Genomic DNA, 21,373 nt, shown 5'->3' with positions numbered 1-21,373 from the left:
ACTGGCTTACTCTTCTGAATGGACCACCTGCAGGCGCGGGCGGAAAACATGATCATTGCCTTCTGCTGTTAACAATTCTCGTAACTTTTGGCCGCCATGCTCGTCAGCCTGCGCGAACTGCCGCTCGGCTTCCGTAATCGGCGTGGACCAGAGCAGCGTCGGGCGATCGCCATCGCGTTTCGGCAGCGTGAACTGTGCTGGCGCAGGTGCCAGTTCATTCGCCAGCAGGAAGCTTTCAAAACCGACCGGTGCCACTTCTGAGGCCAGCGTGTGGCCCTCCCCCAGCCAGGTGAGTCGCGCCCATGGCAGATGCACGAACTCCGCCAGCGCGCTCGCCATCTGCACCGCGTTGCCTTCGGTCATCACTTCACCATCGACCGCCATGCCCAGCTCGATACGGCGATACTGCGGTGCCAGCTCATCGAACAGATAATCAACCTGCGGCATCGGCCTGATACTCATGCCGAGCGTCAGGAAGTACCACACGCCCTGATGCCAGTGCTGCGAGATCGCCATCGGCGGCCAGCTGCCCTGATCGATCGCGTAATATTTCACTGATTCGCCAAAACGCGCCTGATAGCAGGCCATGAGATCCTGCTGGACCCTGTCCCACTCGCTGCCGTCGTGCCATTCGCGCCAGAACTGACGCTGATGCTCCGCACGGGCATAGTAGTCATTGGTCGATGCTGAACCCAGCGGGGCCGTCAGCCGGTTCTTTTTGATGCAGCCCGCAGAGAAGCTCACCTGCTTCTCCTGATAAAGACTCCAGCCGGGGATCACCGCCAGCAGCTGGCCGTAATACCACAGCGCAGCGCCATCATCAGAAGGCTCCCACAGCACCTGCAGACCTGCCGGGTCCAGCGCGGGCTCCGCTTCCAGATTACGGCAATACTCGGCGCTGAGCAGCGGGGCGATGCCCTGCTCCATCGCCCCGCGATCTTCCTGTGCCGGTGCAGGCAGCAGGTTACGAAGCCAGCAGCCGCGCACCGCATACTGACTGCGGAACAGGTCGGTGGGCCAGATGTAAAAATAAGCGGTGCGCTCATCCTGCTCGACAATGGCGGTCAGGGTGCGCTGCTGATTGTGGACTTCAGCAATCAGGGATTTGTACGTCATAGTGCCTCGACAAAGCCTGGAGGAATCCATTTTCCCCGAGAATAGAGCAGGATCCTGGCTGCTGCACTCTGAGACAAGGGTAATAGTCTCAAAGTGTGGGCGTTGGGGGGGGTACTGAGCTTTGTAAGTGTGACCATTGTTGGCCTTAAAGGCCGGTATGAGCGAGGAGCGGACATTTTGGATATAACTCATAGACATTATGAGCAGCACAGCTTTGATAATCATTTAGAAATTGTGACTAAAAGCTGGCGGTTAGTGAGTTTTTCCTAATGATAAATATCATCATCGGGCTTTAACGATAGCCATAACGAAACCATCCCATCCTTTTTCACCAACAGTCTGTACTGCTGTCGCTTCAAGGCGCTCATCCTCAGAAATCATTTCGACAAATTCTCGCAGACCTTTAATGTTCGGATCTTCACTACTGGAGTCGATTACACTTCCACCGCGCACAGTGTTATCTCCTACGATAACAGTGCCTTGTTTCGACAGTTTGATAGCCCATTCAAGATAGTGGGGGTTATTCACTTTATCGGCATCGATAAAAATCAGGTCAAAGGGAGCATTAAGTGTGGGTAAGACATCAAGTGCCGCTCCTCTATGCAATGTGACACGCTCAGCCAGCCCCGCTTTGTTTATATTCTGGCGAGCAACCTCTGCATGGTGCTCGTTGAATTCAATTGTCGTTACGCTTCCATGTGGTGGGAGAGCCCGGGCCATCCATAAGGTGCTATACCCCCCAAGCGTCCCTATTTCAAGAACACGGACGGCACACGACATTTGAATGAAAATCGCCAGCATTTTTCCCTGTAAAGCAGAGACATCATGTGTGGGCAATCCCTGTTCTGTGTTATTGGCGAGAGCGTATTTTAAATCTGCATCTTCAGGAGCGAGCTTTTCAGAAAACCAGGCATCTACCTGGGCCCACTTATCAGAATCTTGTGAAGAATAATCTGGAATTCGCATATGAAATTTATTCTCCTTAAAAACTCTATGAAAGTTTAATTGTCATTTGTTACATCTGTCGCCTATACCGATCCTGTTTGAAGATTAAAATCAGCAACGTCCGCTCCTGGCACGAAGCGGACATTCTTATCGAATCGAAGGTCCGCTATGAGCGAATAGCAGACGTTGACTGATGACTACTTAGTAAATTCATCATTATTGAACATACCCTCCCGGCAACGAATTCAATCTCAATCGTTCTCAGACAGCTAGCGCTAGTTGTTGATGACGCTCTATAAATTTCGCTTTGAGGGCGCTATAGCGATGAGCGTCGTTCCTGCTGAGTAATACAGCTGCGTGTTTTATCTCAGCATACTCTTCTGCAATGTCTTTGTTTCTTCGAAGATAATCACGGAAAGCGAGATGTCTCAATACCTGCATATCTCCGACTGCAAACGCATGGACTTGATGACTACGCTGATCACCACCTTTAATGAAATATCTGCGCCCCGCAATCCCGTTCTCACCGCGAGCAATATAACCGGCGTGGGCCATTGCTGAATGGTACTTATCCAGTTCATTGAGGTCGGAAACTTCAAGTAGCATATCAATTACGGGCTTTGCTGAGAGACCAGGAACTGACGTGCTTCCAATATGATGGACATCTTTAGCCATTCCACCGAGCAATGTTTTTATCAGTAAACTTTCAGCTTCAAACATCTCAGGCCATCTATCATCGTATGGCACAACAATAATCTTCCGCATAAACACATTCTCTCTGCCCTACTTGTGCAACTCAACCCTGAACCCCGGCATTGCCTGCAGCCGGCGTTCCCTGGTGAAAAAACAGAGTCCACTGGCCCTCATCCGAACAAATCCAGTAAGAGGAACGTAATGCATGATGGCTGCCATCAGCGTAAAACGTCCGATAGTGAAGCAGAGCGTAACCGCAGCCCATATCCGTAAGACGGAAATCACTGCTGAGAATATACGGTGCAGCCTTTTCACTTAACAGCGACGCAATGGTCTCTGACCGGTCGACCGTCACACCTGACCGGGTGATTTCACGGAATTCAGGATGAAGAATCAGTTCCAGCCACTCCGGATCATTGCGCCTGTCGCCGTGAAGGCTGCACTCAAGCAATCTGAGCTTCTCCAGAAGCATTCTGCTTATCCTCAAGTGATTAAGCCTGACATTCAAATTTACCATAACAGTTCATGCGCTACTTCCGCTCCTGGCACAAAGCGGACTGATGTTTCCCGTTCGCCCGGATTCGGTAAAACACGCATTCTGCCGAATTGTACCCCCGGCCGCGCTGTTACAGCCGGACACACTATATATTGCGGTTTCTCCAGATGTTGCCGATACCACATATAATGATGACGGGGAAGCCGGATGGCCAACACCAGGGCACAACACGCCGGTTTGCCCGCTGCACTATTGATGCCAGGTTTTCTGGGATTCTTATACAGAGAGTCTGGGCAGGTGCCAGACGAGCCGCCGCGAGGCGGTTTTTTTACGCCCTTCTGCGACCGTTCGGTAAAACGCCCATATTACCGAATACGTCTTGCTTAACTCCCTAAGCCCATGAAGAATATTTGCGGTCTTTCTGCAACCCTCGTTTCCGTTTCCCCCTATTAGGTCGTGATGTAACAATTGCACGCGTAAGGAAGGTCTGCTTTAAGCGAAAAGCGGACGTTGAGTGAGATTAAAGCTGTAAGAAATTACAGACCTATAGGGCGATTCAGGCTGCAGTTTATGTTTATATAAATATTGAAAATCAGTATTTAAGCTTTTTTAAGGGGGATAGGTGCGCATTAGACCATCATCTCGATTGATCATTCTTTCGCCTGAAAATCATGTCCTGCTCTTTAAGTTCTGTCATAAAGATGATGCTCTAAAGGGAAAAACATACTGGGCAACGCCGGGAGGAGGGCTTGAAAAAAATGAATCTTTCGAGCAGGCCGCTATACGCGAATTATTTGAAGAAACGGGATTGAAAGAAACATTAACAGGACCAGCAGTAGCGTCCCGAACCTTCACAATGATGCTACCAAGTGGAGAGACAGTCCTTGCTGATGAGCGTTTCTTTATGATTAAGGCAAATACAGTAGATCTCGATCGTTCAGGATGGAGTAGCAATGAAAAGGAACTCATTCGCGATCATCATTGGTGGACAATACAAGAGCTAATACAAACCAATGAGACAATTTTTCCACGCGACTTAATCATTAACATACTTGAAAAAAGTCGGCCGGATCTTCGACGTTAAATGCGTCATAATATCCTGAACGTCCTTTTCTGGCACACAGCGGACATTCATAGCCCCTTATCCCAGTCTCCCCATTCTCACCATCGCCCGATACCATGCCCCGCGCTGAATTGACCATCTCAACCCTAACGCAATCGCATTAATCTTCTGGTCAATCATCGCCTGCTGAAAGCGGCCAATCTCCGTACCGGACATTGCCTGCGCCCACGCGGGCATCAGTCCGAATCCTGACTTCAGCATGATTTTCATCACCGGTTTCGCCTGCCAGCTGGGTGCAGGGGCATTCATCAGCAATCGCGTCACTTCAGCGGTACGCTCGTCAAAGCGCAGCTCTGAACGCATCTGTTGCAGGTAATCCGCCACATCGACAACGCTTTTCGGCACCTTCTCTGCACCCAGCGCTTCGGCAATGAGCGCCGCTTCCTGATAGTACTGATCCTGCCCGGCGCGGGTAAGCTGAGGATTTTTGTAGCGCAGATGGGCGGCCAGAAAACGGCTGGTCTCCGCCACATGCACCCAGGTCAGCAGATGCGGATCGCTGGCGGCATAGGGTTTGCCCGCGCTGTCGACGCCGCTGACTTTCAGATGAATGCGTTTAACCCTGTCGATCAGCGTCTGCGCATCCTGCGAATTACCGTAGGTAGTGACAGCGATAAACTGGCTGGTGCGGCGCAGACGGCCCATCATATCTTCGCGGAAATTGGAGTGATCCCAGACGCCCGCCAGTGCCGCCGGATGCAGCATCTGCAACAGCAGCGCGCTGATCCCGCCGCACATCATGGAGGTGAAGTCACCGTGGACGCGCCAGATCACGCTGTCCGGGCCAAACAGGCCGGGATCGCCAGGTGGTTGAGAGAGGTCAAATTCATTCATCGACAGGCCGTTAAGGCGGAATACCTGCTGCTGAATGCGATCACGCAGATTAATCATAGCGGCTCTGATAGTGGATATGACGCGGCGCGCGGTAGCAGGACGCTAACGACGCGCCGCATCACCTTCCCCTGACGTCAGGAAAAAGGCTGACGGTTATAAATAGTTGAACTGCCCATCCTCGGTACGAACGGAATCGAGTCCAATCATCACGTTGAATTTGCCGGGCTCTGCAACGTGCTGCATCTGCTGGTTCCAGAACTTCAGCGCATCCACATCAATTTTGAAGGTCACAGTTTGTGACTCGCCTGCTTTCAGCATGATGCGCTTAAAGCCACGCAGCTCCTGCACCGGACGGCTGATGGAAGCGACCGGGTCGTTGAGGTACATCTGCACCACCGTCGCGCCATCGCGTTTACCACTGTTGGTCACGGTCACGCTGGCTTCGATGCTGCCGTTACGCGGCATGGTCGGGGAAGACATTTTTACCGGCGACACGGTGAAGCTGGTGTAGCTCAGGCCGTAACCAAACGGATAGAGCGGGCCGTTAACCGCATCATAGTAGTGCGAGGTGTACTTGTTCGGCTTCGCAAAGTTGTAAGGACGACCGGTTGGCAGATGGTTGTAGTAGATCGGAATCTGACCCACTGAACGCGGGAAGGAAACCGGCAGTTTGCCCGACGGGTTGTAGTCACCGAACAGCACATCGGCGATGGCGTTACCACCTTCGGTGCCGCTGAACCAGGTTTCCAGCACCGCATCAGCCATGCGATCTTCATTTACTATCGACAGCGGGCGCCCGTTCATCAGGACAATCACCAGCGGCTTACCGGTGGCTTTCAGTGCCGCGAGCAGCTTCTGCTGGCTCGGTGGGATCACCAGGTCGCTGCGGCTGGAGGCTTCGTGCGCCATCCCCTGCGCTTCGCCCACGGCGGCAACCACCACATCGGCCTGCTTCGCTTTGGCAACCGCGTCATCGATCATCTGCTGCGGTGAACGCGTATCCACGGAAACCGCCTGCTCATAGAGGTTCAGGAAGTCCTGAATCCCTTTGTTGTCGCTGACGTTAGCGCCCTTCTCATAAAGCAGCGTCGCTTTGCCTTCGGTGGCAGTGCGCATGCCCTGCAACAGCGAAACGGATTGCTTCGCCACGCCTGCGGCGGACCAGCTGCCCATGATGTCGCGCTGACTGTCTGCCAGCGGACCAATCAGCGCAATGGTGCCCGATTTTTTCAGCGGCAGCGTTTCCAAACGGTTTTTCAGAAGTACGATGCTTTTACGCGCCACATCGCGCGCTTCAGCGCGATGCAGACGGCTTTCCGCATTGGTGTCCTGCGGGTCGCTCTCTTTCGGACCTAAATGGCTGTAGGGATCGTTAAACAGGCCCATGTCATATTTGACGTTAAGCACATGGCGCGCCGCGTCATCAATTTCAGCCATCGTGACCTCACCGCTCTTCACCAGATCCGGCAGATACTTACTGTAATATTCGTCGCTCATGCTCATATCCACGCCCGACTTCAGGGCGATGCGTACCGCTTCCTGCGGATCGCTGGCGACGCCATGCTTGATCAGCTCTTTGATTGCGCCGTGGTCGCTGATGGTGATGCCTTTGAATTTCCACTTATCGCGCAGCAGATCTTTCAGCAGCCAGCTGTCCGCCGTAGCGGGGACGCCATTAATCGAGTTCAGCGCCACCATCACGCCGCCGCTGCCTGCATCCAGTGAGGCCTTATACGGTGGCAGATAGTCCTGGAACATGCGCTGCGGGCTCATGTCTACGGTGTTGTAATCGCGTCCACCCTCAACGGCGCCATAGAGCGCAAAGTGTTTCACGCTGGTCATCACGCTATAGCGATCGGCGGCACTTTTGCCCTGCATCGCCTGAACCATGCTGCGACCCATTTCGCTGGTGAGATACGTATCCTCACCGAAGCCTTCGGAACCACGACCCCAGCGCGGTTCACGGCTGACATCGACCATCGGTGCCCATGTCATATTCAGACCGTCGTCGGCCGCTTCATAGGCGGATACGCGCCCTACTTCTTTAACGGCATCCAGATCCCAGCTTGATGCCAGGGCCAGAGGAATCGGGAAAATAGTGCGCTGACCGTGAATCACGTCGAAGGCGAAAAACAGGGGGATCTTGAGGCGGCTAAGCTGCATCGCCTGATCCTGCATCGCGCGGATATCCTGACGCGTGACAGTGTTAAAAATCGCGCCAACCTGACTCTTCTGAATCATGTCGCGAATGGCTTCTTTCGGATTATCAGGTCCGACGCTGATTAAACGCAGCTGGCCAATCTTCTCGTCCAGCGTCATTTTTTTAAGCAGCTGGTTAACGAAGGCATCTCGCGCCTGTTCGGTCATCGGGTGGTTACCAGGCACTGTCTCAGCCAGTGCGGGTTGCATCGCAAGGGAGACAGCGAGACTAACAGAGTAAATCCATTTCATCAGGTTGGGTTCTCTTAAGTAACTGCGCAATATCGAATAAACAGGCGGCAGTGTGCCACAAGATGAGAATAGCAGGTAGCGGCCAGAGTCACACTGCGTTGAGGTCAGTTGACGTGCTACAGTTAGGACGCACTGATAAGACAAGGGAATTGCTCATGATACAAACCTCTGCCCTGCTTTCTGACCTGCGCCGCCTGGTCGGCCCTGCCCATCTGCTGACAGAACCTGAACAGACTGCCCGCTATCGCAAAGGCTTTCGCTCCGGCGAAGGTGAGGCGCTGGCCGTGGCGTTTCCCGGTACGCTGCTGGAACTCTGGCGGGTATTGCAAACGTTGGTGAAAGCGGATGTCATCATCCTGATGCAGGCGGCGAATACCGGCCTGACCGAAGGTTCAACGCCGCATGGCGACGATTACGACCGTCCGCTGGTGATTGTCAGTACCCTGCGGCTGGATAAGCTTCAGCTGATCGACAACGGCCAGCAGGTGCTGGCATTCCCCGGCAGCACACTCTATCAGCTGGAAAAAGCACTGAAGCCGCTGGGGCGTGAACCCCACTCGGTGATCGGCTCCTCATGCATTGGGGCTTCGGTGCTGGGTGGCATCTGTAATAACTCCGGCGGATCGCTGATTAAGCGCGGTCCGGCCTACAGTGAGATGGCCCTGTATGCGCAGATTGATGCACAGGGAAGACTGAAGCTGGTGAACCATCTGGGTATCGATCTGGGGACCTCACCGGAAGAGATTCTGGGACGGCTGGATGACGACCGCTGGCAACCCAAAGATGTGCAGCACGATGGCCGTCACGCCTCCGATCATGAATATGCCGATCGCGTCCGTGAAGTCGATGCGGATACGCCCGCCCGTTATAACGCCGATGCGCGTCGCCTGTTTGAAGCGTCCGGCTGTGCCGGGAAACTGGCGGTCTTCGCCGTGCGACTGGATACTTTCGCCAGCGAACCGCAGCAGCAGGTATTTTACATCGGCACCAATGAACCCGGTGTGCTTAACGATATCCGCCGTCACATCCTGGCGCATTTCACCCATCTGCCGGTGGCGGGCGAATATATGCACCGCGACATTTATGACATTGCGGAAGTCTACGGCAAAGATACCTTCCTGATGATCGACAAGCTGGGCACCGATAAGATGCCGCTGTTTTTCACGCTGAAGGGTCGGATTGATGCCTGGCTGAGCAAGCTCTCCTTCGTTAAACCGCACTTCAGCGACCGGCTGTTGCAGCGCCTGAGCAAACTGTTCCCGGCGCATCTGCCCAAACGCATGAAGCAGTATCGTGACAAGTATGAACATCATCTGATGCTGAAGATGTCGGGCGATGGCGTGGCCGAGGCGCGTAACTATCTGCGCGACTACTTTCGTGAAGGCGGTGGTGAGTTCTTTGAGTGTGAAGGTAAAGAAGGTGCGCACGCGTTTCTGCATCGCTTTGCGGCAGCGGGTGCGGCCGTGCGCTACCACGCAGTCCATGCAGATGAGGTCGAGGATATTCTGGCGCTGGACATCGCGCTGCGTCGCAACGATGCGGACTGGTTTGAAACCCTGCCCGATGCGATTCGCGCATCATTAAGCCACCGCCTCTACTATGGTCACTTCTTCTGTCACGTCTTCCATCAGGATTACATCGTCAGAAAAGGGGTGGATGTGCACGCGCTGAAAACGCAGATGCTGGAGATCCTGCAGGCGCGCGGCGCAGAATATCCCGCTGAACATAACGTCGGTCATCTCTATCAGGCCAAACCGCAACTGGCGGCGTTCTATCGCCAGCTCGATCCGACCAATAGCTTTAATCCTGGCATTGGCAAAACCAGCAAGCAAAAAGGCTGGGCGGTGAAGCAGGTTTAAGCGCGTTATGGGTCAGCCTGTCTGAGCAGGCTGACCGTCATACGACGCAGCCATCCACTCACTTCCTGGAATTGCCTGCCGTATTATCTCTGCTGATGACTAACATCTTCATCAAAAAATTAATTCTCCTTCCCAGATTGCACCTGCTTTATTTACTGTCATCGGTTTCTGCGCAACACCTCACAAAATACCCCGCCACCAATTGATAATTCGCGTCGCGAAAAATAGATTGTCGCCACTAAAACTAAAAGCTGTTTAATGACCTTTATTTTCTTCAGGGAGGAAGAGTCATGCGGAAAAATAATTACGCTTTAGCGTTAATGGAAATAGCCACTGTGATAATAGCCCTGTCAGCAATAATTTCATCTCCCGCTTATGCGGCCGGATTTATTGATGACGCATCGCTAAAAGGTAATGTTTTTTACTGGCAGCGGCAGCGGGATCGCAGAGACACCGATCCCGCCAGTGACTCTCAGGGACAGTATCGGGCTAATTTACATCACGCCTCGCTCAACAGTAATCTCGACTTCCAGTCAGGTTACGCCGGGGAGTGGATGGGTCTGGACTTGGCCGTTTTTGGCGCTGCTGAACTCGCCAACAGCGGCCCCGCCGCTCCTAATGAAATTGGCTTCAGTAAGGCACGTACCCGCTGGGATGAAAAGTGGAATGGCGACAGCGGCGGCGCTTCGGTTTATAAAGCCGCGCTTAAATTAAAATATAACGAATACTGGTTACGCGCCGGTTATATTCAGCCCACCGGCCAGACGATCCTTGCGCCGCACTGGAGTTTCTTACCCGGCACCTATCGCGGCGTCGAAGTGGGTGCGCTATATGATTTCCAGGAAGCCGGAGCATTATCATTCTCGTGGATGTGGAGTGATAAATATAAGGCGCCCTGGTATCGTGATTTATATGATTTCCGACAGGCTGATGGCAAAACGCATATCAGCTATCTGCACTCATTCGGCATGAAATATGACTTCAAGAATAATCTGGTCCTTGAAGGGGCATTCGGTCAGGCGGCGGATTATATGGATCAATATTTTGCCAAAGCCTCCTGGTCGGCCACGCCTTATGGCAATGCACTCTCCACCAGCTATCAGTTTTACGGCGCACATGACAACGTGCAGGGCGGTGCCGCTAATCCCCGCGATGTCTATGATGGCCTCGCCTGGCTTCAGGCAATCACGATCGGTTACAACGTCGGCCCGGTGGATCTGCGCCTCGAAGGCAGCTGGGTCAAAGCAGAGGGCAATCAGGGCTTCTTCCTGCAGCGCATGACGCCGGGCTATGCCAGCTCCAATGGCCGACTGGATATCTGGTGGGATGCCCGTTCCGACTGGAACGCCAATGGCGAAAAAGCGGTCTTTGCTGGTGCGATGCTCGACTTAACGCCGTGGCAACTGGCGGGCTGGAAAGTGGGCGCATCATACGTCTGGGGCTGGGATGCCAGACCCGCCACCCTGCCCACCGTTGACCAGAGCCAGCGGCTGAAAGAGTCCGCCTGGAACCTTGATCTGATCTATCAAATCCAGCAGGGCCGCGCCAAAGATACCCTGTTTAAACTGCATTACACCCGCTACGACAACCACAGCAATCTGCCCAGTTACAGCGGCGGTTACGGCAACATTTTTCAGGACGAGAAGGACATCAAATTTATGGTTATCGTGCCGTTTACCCTGTTCTGACGCCCTGCAGACTCCCGGATATCTCTTCAGCAGCAAGGATGAATCAATATGTTTAAGTTAAGCCTTATCGCGCTCACTCTGCTGGGCGCTGCAGCCTCAGGCCACGCCAGCTCGTCAGCGCAGCAGGTGGTGAACCAAATCAGCCAGTCTGGCATCACTTATCAGGTGAATGACAACCAGGCCGCTCTGAATGGCACCGACTGCGCCGCGCTGGGTGCCGACTATGCCGCCTGCAATCGCGCGACCATTACCCTGACCAATAACGGCCCGGCACTGACCGACAAACACTGGGCCATCTACATGAGCAACGTTCACCAGACGCTGCGGGTCGAAAACGATCAGTTTAAAATGACCCACCTGGTTGGCGACTTAACCCGACTGGAGCCGACGGACAAGTTTACCGGCATTGGTGCAGGTGAGTCGGTGCAGATTCCCATCGTTAATGAATACTGGCAGCTGTTTGTCACTGATGTGATGCCGCGCTGGTATGTCACGTCCGGGCAGGCAACGCCCAAAATTATTGCCAGCACCGACCATGAAGACCCCAGCCAGTTTATGTTGCCGCTGGGTGATCACTGGCGACGCAGTGCCGATGACCACAATGTCCTGATGCAGCCCGTCAGCCGGTTTGATAAAAACAGCGATGTTGCTGCCCTGCCCGTCTCTGCGCTGCGCGGTCAAATCACACCCACGCCGCTTGAGGTGAAGCTCCGCCCGCAGGATGCCGATCTCAGCCGCGGCGTCAGGCTGATGCTTATCGGGCTGACACCTGAAACCGGTGAAGCGGTAAAACAGCGCCTGACCCTGCTCGGCCTGAAAGAAGCGCCAGATGGATTCGCCATCACGACACAGATCAAGCCGGACCACTTCAGCGGCATAACGGCAAAATCGGGCGCATACAATCTGGATATCACGCCCCGCCGCGCCATTGTGGTGGCCTACGATGCTGCCGGGGCTTTCTACGGTCTGATGTCGATTCTCTCACTGGTACCTGGCGAAGGTGCGGCGCGTATCGCCGCGCTGGAAGCCCATGATGCGCCGCGCTTTGCTTATCGCGGCGCGTTTCTTGATGTTGCCCGTAACTTTCACAGTAAGCAGGCGGTGATGCGGCTGCTTGATCAGATGGCGGCGTGGAAGATGAACCGCTTTCACTTTCACCTGAGTGACGATGAGGGCTGGCGGATTGAAATTCCTGGCTTACCGGAACTGACTGACGTGGGCGCTAAACGCTGTCATGACCTGACCGAACAGCGTTGTCTGCTGCCGCAGCTCGGTTCCGGTCCGTTCAGCGATAACAACGGTAGCGGCTACTTCAGTCGTGCTGACTACATCGACATTGTGAAATATGCGCAGGCGCGCCACATTCAGGTGATCCCGGAAATTGATATGCCCGCCCACGCCCGTGCGGCGGTCATCTCAATGGAAGCGCGCTATCAGCGGCTGATGAAAGCGGGAGACGCTGAACAGGCCAGCGCGTACCGCCTGATCGATCCCACCGACGACTCCAATACCACCTCGGTGCAGCTCTACGACCGCACCAGCTATCTCAATCCCTGCATTGCGGGTTCTCAGCGCTTTGTCGACAAGGTGATCGGTGAGGTTCAGGCGATGCATCAGGAAGCGGGACAGCCATTAAGCACCTGGCATTTCGGCGGGGATGAAGCGAAGAATATCCGCCTGGGTGCAGGCTACTCTGACAAAAATAACCCTAAACCAGGTACCGGCCTGCGCGACTGGCGTAACGAAGATCTGCCGTGGGCGAAATCGCAGGCGTGCCAGGCGCTGGTGAAGAGCGGCAAAGTGGAAGATCTGGCGCACCTGCCGAGCTATTTCGCCCTGTCCGTCAGTGAAATTGTTAACCGCCACGGCATTGGCAAAATGCAGGCGTGGCAGGATGGTTTAAAAGATGCCAGAAATGCCGCAGCCTTCGCTACCCCGCGCGTTGCGGTCAACTTCTGGGATACCCTCTACTGGGGCGGTTTTGACAGTGCCCCCGACTGGTCACAGAAAGGATACGATGTCGTGATCTCCAGTCCTGACTACCTCTATCTGGACTTCCCGTATGAGGTGAACCCGCTGGAGCGCGGCTACTACTGGGGCACACGTTTCAACGACGAGCGTAAAATCTTTGGCTTTGCACCGGACAACCTGCCGCAGAATGCGGAGACCTCGGTGGATCGCGACGGCAATTTTTTCAGCGCCAAATCAGAGAAGCCGTGGAGTGGTGCTTATGGCATGTCGGCCCAGCTGTGGAGTGAAACCGTGCGTACTGACGCCCAGATGGAGCACATGATCTATCCGCGCCTGTTTGCGGTCGCGGAACGAAGCTGGCACCGCGCCAGCTGGGAGCGGGATTACCAGCCAGGTCAGGAATACACGGGAGGCAAAACCCATCTCGTCGATCAGCAGGCACGCCTGCATGACTGGCAGCGATTTGCCAACCTGCTGGGACAACGGGAACTGGCGAAGCTGGATAAAGCGGGTATCGATTATCGCCTGCCGGTGCCGGGAGCAAAAATCGTAGATGGCATCCTGTCGATGAATGTCGCCTTGCCCGGCGTGATGCTGGAGTACAGCCTGGACAAAGGGGCTAACTGGCAGCGCTACGATGCTAACAGACCGCCGCAGATCAGCGGTGCCGTGACAATCCGCTCCGTCAGCCGTGACGGCCAGCGCACCAGTCGCGTGGAAACGTTGTAGTAAGCGGGATTAAGCATGAGCTGAGAAGCCAGCGTTGTGAATATAAAAAAGGCCGACAGATGTCGGCCCTTTCACACCTAAACCAGCTTCTCTTCCGGTACCGGCGCCACACCCGCCATCTGCTGACGGCGCTCAATAATCATGGTTTGCGGTGTCGAGAGCAGGATGCCCTCTTTACGCAGACGCGTCAGAATATCAAACAGCAGGTCGCTCTTCGCGCCTGAGATCTGGCGCTGACCCGCCACGTTACCCGTGACGCTCAGCACAATCCCCTGCTGGGTCAGATCTTTAAACGAAACAGACGGCTCCGGCGTCTCCAGAATGCGCTCATTCTCGTTGTAAACCTCCAGCAGAATATCGCGCACCTTCACCGGATCGATATCGAGGGGGAAAGTCAGCGTAATCGTCACCACCCCCTGCGCATTGCCCATGGTCGCATTGCGCACGTTCTGCGAAATAAACTGTGAGTTAGGCACAATCACCGTGGACTTGTCGCCCAGCTGGATCTCGGTGGCACGCACGTTAATGCGGCGGATGTCCCCTTCGATGCCGCTGATACTCACCAGATCGCCGACTTTAACCGGACGCTCGGTTAACAGAATCAGCCCCGAGATAAAGTTCTTCACGATCTCCTGTAAGCCAAAACCGATACCAACCGACAGCGCACTGACGATCCACGCCAGCTTGTTCCACTGCAGACCCATGATCGACAGGGTAAGCAGGATAATCAGCACGTAACCGATGTTGCTGAACAGCGTCACCAGCGACACCCGCATTCCCACATCCATGGTGGTTTTTGGCAGGAAATCGGTGTCGAGCCAGCGACGCACCGAGCGCAGCACATAGATTCCGACAATCAGGCAGATTATCGCATTCACCATGTGCGCCGGTACGATGTTCAGGGATTCGAGTCCTTTACCGCCCCAGAACTCGATCACTTTTTGCAGCAGCTCAATCGGCGTTGAGGAGGCAAAAGTGCCGTTGACCAGCGCCAGCGCGACAATCAGCACCAGGAACGTTTTACCAATGGCCGCCAGCAGCGTGGCCGTCTGCTGCAGGTGACGCTCATTAATGTTAAGCGAACTCTGGATGCGACGACCGGTAGCGTTACTGGTTGAGAAGAGACTCTCACAGCCATCTTTCAGCAGATGACTGAGGAAGTAGAACGAGCCAAACAGCAGGCCGCACCAGATCACTTCATAACTCAGGAAGCGCGCCAGCGTGACGTAACCGATGAGCAGCGACACCAGAATGGCGATCCCGGTCAGCGTCAGGCCCATCTGGATCAGTCCGACCAGCGTAGAACGTGCCTCCGGTGGTGTACCCGCCTGAGTCATACGGCGACGAACGCGGTTGGTACGCATGCTGATCGCCAGCGCGGTGCTGCCGATCAGCAGGGCCGTCAGCCCGTTGGCAAAAATGGTGGTATTCAGGCTGGTGCCGACGCTGTAGTTAAACGCCTCGACCGTCTGGAAGATAAAGACCAGCACGGCGGTAATCGGTGGAAACGGTTTTAACGCCATCGCCACTTCATTGGAGATGGTCGGTAAACGCCAGCTGGGGCGACGGGTAGAGAGGAAAGCGCGTCCCAGTCCGGCAATCAGGCCACAAAAGACACTGAGCCGAACCAGTTGATCCACAAAGTCCTGAACGTTTTCAGAAACCTCATCACGGCGGGTAAAGGCCAGGGCGATGAAGTTAAAGGTGAGGACGACAGCCACCAGGGTGGTCAGGGCTATCGCTGCCGCCAGGAAACTGCGGCGCAGCTTACCTTCCGGCAGTTTGTGAATGCTGATCCAGGCCAGAAACTCTTCGCTGTAACGACGGCCAGCCGTCATCACCAGCAGCGCCGCCAGCAGCCAGAAGACACTGCCGACGCGCCAGCCCGGCTCCCAGGAAAGCGCCGCGGTGTCCTGCAACTCCTGCAGGAACTCACCAATTTTCTCGCCATCCAGATCCTGTGTGCTGAGCAACGGTGACCAGAAGCGCGCCCCGAGAATGCTGCCGGAGTTCAGCGCCAGCTGGCTTTTCAGCTGATCGCGACGCAGGTTAACAATCTGCGAGGAGAGCATCAGTGCGCCATTTTTAATGCCTTCAGCCTGCTTAATCTGGTCGTCGAGTTTGCTTTTCTGACTCTCCAGCGTGTTACGCTTGCGCGTCACCTCCGGCGTCTCTTTGACGCCGCTGTCCGCTTTCGGGGCCGGACCCAGCACCTGCAACTGGGCTTCCAGTTGCTGGCGATCGGGAACCAGCGCCTGACCCAGCGTATCGGCATTGCCGGAGAGCTCCAGCGCCATTTCATTCAGCTGCGTCAGCTTGTTTTCGCCAGCATCGACAGAAACCTGACTTTTAATTTTGTCGAGGATCTTCTGCATTTTCGGCAGTTCAACCGCGGCATTCAGCTTCGGCGGGGCATCCTGTTCCTGAGCAGCACCGGCCGCATCATCTGCGGCCAGCGCCAGCGCCGGGGCAAACCCTACCAGCGCCAGCATTAACAATGCAAAAAGGGATCGTATAAACATATGTGTAAGATTCCGGCAGCTTAATTCAGGCGATCGTCCCTCGCCAGTCGCGCGTAAGTGTAGGGCTTTGCAAGGGATGGCAATATAGGAATAACGGGCATTTTTCGGGCTGATTCGGGACAGGCAGCGGCGTAAACATCGCTGTAAGCCTCTGCCTGCTTCTTCCCGGCGACCTGCTCAGCCTGCAGTTCATGCCAGTGCGCGCCGTGCGCGACACCCGCTATTCTCTACTCAACGTCGGCACTGCTGGCACCATTGCTGGCAACCTGGCCCGACTTCTGCTTTTTATACGCCAGTGCAGCAGCGGGGACTGGCGCGGCTTTGCCGGTCTCAATCCAGCTGCGCAGACGGTTAGCGTCGGCGAAGTGGGTATATTTGCCAAAGGCATCCAGCACCACCAGCGCCACCGGACGATTGTTAATCATCGTGCGCATCACCAGGCAATGGCCCGCCTCGTCGGTATAACCGGTTTTGGTCAGCTGAATATGCCAGTCGTTTTTATAGACCAGATGGTTGGTATTGCGGAACGGCAGCGCATAGTTCGGATGGGCAAACACCGCCGTCTCTTCTTTTGTGGTGCTGAGCGCGCCAAGCATCGGATATTCCCGCGTCGCTTTGAGTAACTTCACCAGATCCTGTGCGCTGGAGACGTTCTGCGTTGAGAGGCCGGTTGGCTCTACATAGCGGGTCTGTTTCATGCCAAGTGACCGCGCTTTGGCATTCATTGCCTGGATAAAGGCGCGATAACCGCCCGGATAGGCGTGCGCCAGGCTGGCGGCGGCACGGTTTTCTGAAGACATCAGCGCCAGTAACATCATATTGCGTCGGCTGATCTGGCTGTTGAGCTTCACGCGCGAGAAAACGCCACGCATTTCCGGCGTCTGGCTGACATCGACGTTAATCATCTCGTTCATCGGCAGATGCGCATCCAGCACCACCATCGCGGTCATCAGCTTGGTGATGGACGCAATCGGCCTGACCCGATCCGGGTGGCTGGAGAAGAGCACTTTATTAGTGGTGAGGTCGACAATCATCGCACTGCCAGAAGCGATCTGCGGTTGAGCAATAGGCGCAAGTTGCGACAGCGAAGTCGTCGCCTGCGCCGGAAGTGAAACAATCTGCCCGGAAACGAGCAGCGCCAGCGAAAGCAGGGTGGAGCGAATTTTTGCAGGCATCGTAGAAAAAAACCCGGTTATGATTGTGTACTGTGTCGGACCGACACAGGCCGCCCGCTTCATTCACGTCGGCGCGCGGGCTGGCAGCAGCATCATACGCTTAAGGTTAAGAAATTTCCTGGTGAGATTGTTTCCGGGCGTAAAAAGAGAACTGCCGCCAGAGCGGCGGCAGTGGTCAGTCAGAACAGATGCGGTCCATATCCCCACAGCACCACGGTCAATGCCAGTAACACTTCAAAAACCAGCACGCCGATGGCAAGTGTAGAGCCGGAAAACCGCAGACTCTCTTCGCGATCGATATTCAGAAACAGCGGAATGCCAATATAGAGCAGATAGCCGGTGTAGAGCAGCGCCACAGCGGCGGCCAGCACGCAGAGCCAGACCAGCGGATAGAGTGCCACCAGCCCGCTGAGAAACAGTGGCGTCGCCACGTATCCCGCAAACACGGTGCAGCGCTGGACGCCAGGACGCTGCGGAAAATCACGCGCCATCCAGTGGATCACGCGTCCCATAACCGCGACACCGCCCAGAATAATCAGATAGAACAGAATGCCCAGCCCGATCCCGGTTGCCAGGTTAAGTTGCACATATTGCCCCTCGCCCAGATTCCAGCCCAGCTGAGTTGTACCGATAAAGGCGCAGATCACCGGAATCGCCGCCATCAACAGAACATGGTGGGTGTAATGGTGCGATACGCTCTCATTCTCTTGCTTGATATGACGCATTTCCTGATTCGGATGCGCCAGCAGACCCCAGACATGATTCATAGATTCAATCCTCTGATGCAGTGGGCTGCCCGATGATGCATCCGTCTTTAGGGGCAGCGTCTTCTCAAGTATAAACGGCAGTGAAATTTTCGTGGTGACCGGACAAAAAAACAGCATAAATAAACGGCCCCATGAGGCATGAGCGGAAGCAAAGCTAAATCGCGTATAGACTTGAAGAAACAGTCACTGAACAGGGAGGGTCATTTTGCATCTGGATATCAACGCATTAATTACGCAGTACGGTTACCTGGCACTTTTTATTGGCTGTATCGCCGAGGGGGAAACATTTACGTTGCTGGGCGGTGTTGCCGCGCATGAGGGGCTGCTGCATTACGTGGGAGTGGTGCTGGCCGCGATGGGCGGCGGCATTGTTGGCGATCAACTGCTCTACTGGATCGGTCGCCGCTGGGGCACGCGGATCCTGCACCGCTTTAAAAAGCATCAGGACAAAGTGGTCAAGGCAAACCGCCTGATTAAACGCCGCCCCAGCCTGTTCGTGATTGGCGTGCGCTTTATGTATGGCTTCCGGCTGATTGGTCCCATCATCATCGGTGCCAGCCGCCTCAACCCGATGAAATTTTTTATTCTCAACGTCATCGGGGCGGCTATCTGGTCGCTGATCTTTGTGACGCTGGGCTATTTCGCGGGCGGCATCATCGCACCGTGGCTGCATAAACTCGATCAGCATCTGAAACATCTGCTGTGGCTGGTCGGCGCGGTCGTCTTCGCCTTTGTGCTGCGCTGGGTGATCCGCCGCTGGCACAACCGCCGGGCCGATCAGCAATAAATGAACGGCGTATTCACCAGATAACACACCGGTCGCCAGACGCTGAACAGCGTCTGGCGACCTGCTGACGATAATGTAAGTCTCATCCGCCCATCTTACCCTCTCCGTCCTTATTCACCCCCGCGTTAACCATCTGTGCCCAAACGAAGCCGCATCGGCGGGCTCAGCTATAGTTAGGAGGGACACTGACAGGGAGATGAGGATGAGTAAGGTAAAACGTAAGATTGAAGACCACGGCGTCATCGGTGATTTGCGCACCTGTGCGCTGGTCGCGAATGACGGCACCATTGATTATCTCTGCTGGCCGGAACTCGACAGCCCGTCGGTGTTTGCCGCCCTGCTCGATAGCGATGATGCCGGCCTTTTCTCCCTGGCCCCTGACTGGCCCAATGCGCGGCGTCAGCAGCTTTACCTGCCCGATACCAATATTCTGCAGACCCGCTGGCTGGATGATGAGGGCGTAGCGGAAATCACCGACTACATGCCGATTTGTGATGATAAGAACAAACTGCCGCGCCTGATCCGCCGGGTCAAAATGATCCGCGGCAGCGCAACCTTCCAGCTGCACTGTTCACCGCGTCATGACTATGCCCGGGCGCAGACCCGTGCCGAAGCGCACAACGGCTGCATCGACTTCCATGCTGAAGGCCAGCCGTCATTGCGCCTTGCGGCCTCCGTGGTCATGACGCTGGAGGATGACAGCGCCACCGCCCACTTTACATTAAAGCCCGGCGAACATGCGCAGTTTGAATTTGGCAGCGTGGATGATGCACATATCGAAGCGCTGGCGACCGAACACTGTTTCGAAGAGACGCTTAACTACTGGCGACGCTGGAGCGCCCACAGCACCTATCAGGGACGCTGGCGCGAGATGGTGCAGCGTTCGGCGCTGGTCCTGAAGCTGCTGACTTCACATCAGCACGGCTCGATTGCGGCGGCGGCAACCTTTGGCCTGCCTGAAGAGCTGGGCGGCGAACGCAACTGGGACTATCGCGCCTCCTGGATCCGCGACGCCTCGTTCAGCATGTATGCCCTGATGCGGCTGGGCTACGTCGATGAAGCCAAACACTTTACCCACTGGGTTGGACGCTGTGTTGAAAACAGCCATCACGATGAGATGCGCCTGCAGGTGATGTACCGGCTGGACAGCGGCACCGAGCTACATGAGATGGAGTTACTCAATCTCTCCGGCTATGCCGAATCCCGTCCGGTTCGCATCGGCAATGACGCCTGGCAGCAGACCCAGCTCGATATCTATGGCGAGCTGATGGATGCGGTTTATCTGGCCAATAAGTATGGTGAGGCGATCTCTCAGCGCGGCTGGGAGCATGTGGTCAAAATGATCGACTGGCTGTGTGATAACTGGAATCAGCCCGATGCCGGTATCTGGGAGATGCGCGGCGAGCCGGAACACTTCCTGCATTCGCGTCTGATGTGCTGGGTGGCGCTGGATCGCGCATTGCGACTGGGCATGAAGCGATCCCTGCCGATGCCTTACGAACGCTGGGATCGGGCGCGTCGGGAGATCCGCGAAGATATCTGGGCAAACTTCTGGAACAGTGAACGCGGCCATTTCTCTGCCACCCGTCATGGGGAACATCTTGATGCCTCCATGCTGCTGATGCCGCTGGTGCGCTTCGTCGGTGCCACCGACCCGGACTGGATTGCCACGCTGGATGCGATCAAAACCAATCTGGTCAGCGATGGTATGGTGCGGCGTTACAACACGCATGAAACACCGGCCGATGGCCTTAAGGGATCAGAAGGCTCTTTTGGTGCCTGTTCATTCTGGTATGTCGAGTGTCTGGCGCGCGCAGGCCGGATTCAGGAGGCGCATTTTGAGTTTGAGAAGCTGCTGAGCTACGCCAATCCGCTGGGCCTGTACGCCGAGGAATTTGACAGCCACGGTCATGCGCTGGGCAATACGCCGCAGGCGCTGACGCATCTGGCGTTAATCAGTGCCGCCTTTTTCCTGAATCGCAAACTCAGTGGTGAACAGACGCAGTGGCAACCTTAGTCAGCGATAAGCCCGGAAAGCCCCATTTTTAGCGCCCTGCTTTCCGGAAATGCGCTAACATCCGCGGTGAATTTACGTAAAGTATTGCAGGCAGGTTAAAATCCCGATTCACAACGTCAGATTAATGAACATATAATGCGCAGCAGGTCACATTGGCCAGCATGAATTCGACACATAGACCAGCCTGAAATATGGCGATA

At 55.2% G+C, this 21,373-nt stretch carries 15 protein-coding genes; 6 read left to right on the top strand and 9 right to left on the bottom strand.

Going from position 1 to position 21,373, the window contains the following annotated elements; genetic code table 11:
• Positions 1–6: 6 nt before the first annotated feature.
• From NIM72_RS17890 to NIM72_RS17875, 4 genes are all read right to left on the bottom strand, one after another.
• The gene (locus NIM72_RS17890) at positions 7–1,116 is read right to left on the bottom strand and encodes a suppressor of fused domain protein (RefSeq protein ID WP_161736952.1); all 1,110 of its coding nucleotides are present in this window, start codon (positions 1,114–1,116) and stop codon (positions 7–9) included.
• Positions 1,117–1,398: 282 nt separating this feature from the next.
• A complete protein-coding gene (locus NIM72_RS17885) occupies positions 1,399–2,082 on the bottom strand; it encodes an O-methyltransferase (protein WP_253421394.1) in 684 nt (227 codons plus the stop codon).
• A gap of 240 nt (positions 2,083–2,322) precedes the next feature.
• Complete coding sequence (locus NIM72_RS17880) at positions 2,323–2,826, bottom strand: GrpB family protein (RefSeq protein WP_253421391.1); 504 nt, start codon at positions 2,824–2,826, stop codon at positions 2,323–2,325.
• A gap of 31 nt (positions 2,827–2,857) precedes the next feature.
• On the bottom strand, positions 2,858–3,271 hold the full coding sequence (locus NIM72_RS17875; protein WP_311202140.1) for a DUF4440 domain-containing protein: 414 nt from the start codon (positions 3,269–3,271) through the stop codon (positions 2,858–2,860).
• A gap of 601 nt (positions 3,272–3,872) precedes the next feature.
• Between NIM72_RS17875 and NIM72_RS17870 the strand changes: the two genes are divergently transcribed.
• The gene (locus tag NIM72_RS17870; RefSeq protein WP_161736776.1) at positions 3,873–4,334 is read left to right on the top strand and encodes an NUDIX hydrolase; all 462 of its coding nucleotides are present in this window, start codon (positions 3,873–3,875) and stop codon (positions 4,332–4,334) included.
• 57 nt (positions 4,335–4,391) lie between these two features.
• On the opposite strand, the gene NIM72_RS17865 is transcribed toward NIM72_RS17870, so the two are convergent.
• The gene (locus NIM72_RS17865) at positions 4,392–5,264 is read right to left on the bottom strand and encodes an oxygenase MpaB family protein (RefSeq protein ID WP_222924307.1); all 873 of its coding nucleotides are present in this window, start codon (positions 5,262–5,264) and stop codon (positions 4,392–4,394) included.
• A gap of 96 nt (positions 5,265–5,360) precedes the next feature.
• Complete coding sequence (gene bglX / locus NIM72_RS17860) at positions 5,361–7,658, bottom strand: beta-glucosidase BglX (RefSeq protein WP_161736774.1); 2,298 nt, start codon at positions 7,656–7,658, stop codon at positions 5,361–5,363.
• A gap of 155 nt (positions 7,659–7,813) precedes the next feature.
• Here bglX and dld point away from each other — a divergent pair, with 155 nt between their 5' ends.
• The 3 genes from dld (at position 7,814) to NIM72_RS17845 (ending at position 13,905) form a co-directional block, all read left to right on the top strand.
• A complete protein-coding gene (gene dld, locus NIM72_RS17855; protein WP_161736773.1) occupies positions 7,814–9,517 on the top strand; it encodes a D-lactate dehydrogenase in 1,704 nt (567 codons plus the stop codon).
• A gap of 320 nt (positions 9,518–9,837) precedes the next feature.
• Positions 9,838–11,205, top strand: a complete 1,368-nt coding sequence (locus tag NIM72_RS17850; RefSeq protein ID WP_285088440.1) for an OprD family outer membrane porin — start codon at positions 9,838–9,840, stop codon at positions 11,203–11,205.
• Between the two features lie 48 nt (positions 11,206–11,253).
• The gene (locus NIM72_RS17845) at positions 11,254–13,905 is read left to right on the top strand and encodes a beta-N-acetylhexosaminidase (RefSeq protein WP_253421385.1); all 2,652 of its coding nucleotides are present in this window, start codon (positions 11,254–11,256) and stop codon (positions 13,903–13,905) included.
• Positions 13,906–13,982: 77 nt separating this feature from the next.
• On the opposite strand, the gene NIM72_RS17840 is transcribed toward NIM72_RS17845, so the two are convergent.
• The 3 genes from NIM72_RS17840 to NIM72_RS17830 form a co-directional block, all read right to left on the bottom strand.
• Entirely contained in the window at positions 13,983–16,427 is a 2,445-nt protein-coding gene (locus tag NIM72_RS17840) for a DUF3772 domain-containing protein (RefSeq protein ID WP_253421382.1), read from the bottom strand.
• A gap of 227 nt (positions 16,428–16,654) precedes the next feature.
• Complete coding sequence (pbpG, locus tag NIM72_RS17835) at positions 16,655–17,602, bottom strand: D-alanyl-D-alanine endopeptidase (RefSeq protein WP_161736214.1); 948 nt, start codon at positions 17,600–17,602, stop codon at positions 16,655–16,657.
• Positions 17,603–17,781: 179 nt separating this feature from the next.
• Positions 17,782–18,369: a Yip1 family protein gene (locus tag NIM72_RS17830; protein WP_161736215.1), complete on the bottom strand. Its 588-nt coding sequence runs from the start codon at positions 18,367–18,369 to the stop codon at positions 17,782–17,784.
• Between the two features lie 205 nt (positions 18,370–18,574).
• On the opposite strand from NIM72_RS17830, the gene NIM72_RS17825 reads away from it, so the two are divergent.
• Together NIM72_RS17825 and NIM72_RS17820 are read left to right on the top strand one after the other, a co-directional pair.
• The gene (locus NIM72_RS17825; protein ID WP_161736216.1) at positions 18,575–19,156 is read left to right on the top strand and encodes a DedA family protein; all 582 of its coding nucleotides are present in this window, start codon (positions 18,575–18,577) and stop codon (positions 19,154–19,156) included.
• Between the two features lie 202 nt (positions 19,157–19,358).
• Positions 19,359–21,173, top strand: a complete 1,815-nt coding sequence (locus NIM72_RS17820; RefSeq protein WP_253421379.1) for a glycoside hydrolase family 15 protein — start codon at positions 19,359–19,361, stop codon at positions 21,171–21,173.
• Positions 21,174–21,373: the final 200 nt, after the last annotated feature.

The sequence above is a fragment of the Pantoea sp. B550 genome (genome assembly GCF_024158165.1).
GTDB lineage: Bacteria > Pseudomonadota > Gammaproteobacteria > Enterobacterales > Enterobacteriaceae > Pantoea > Pantoea alfalfae.
The sequence above is the reverse complement of the archived record's forward strand: the minus strand, read 5'-3'. Positions and strand labels throughout refer to the sequence as shown.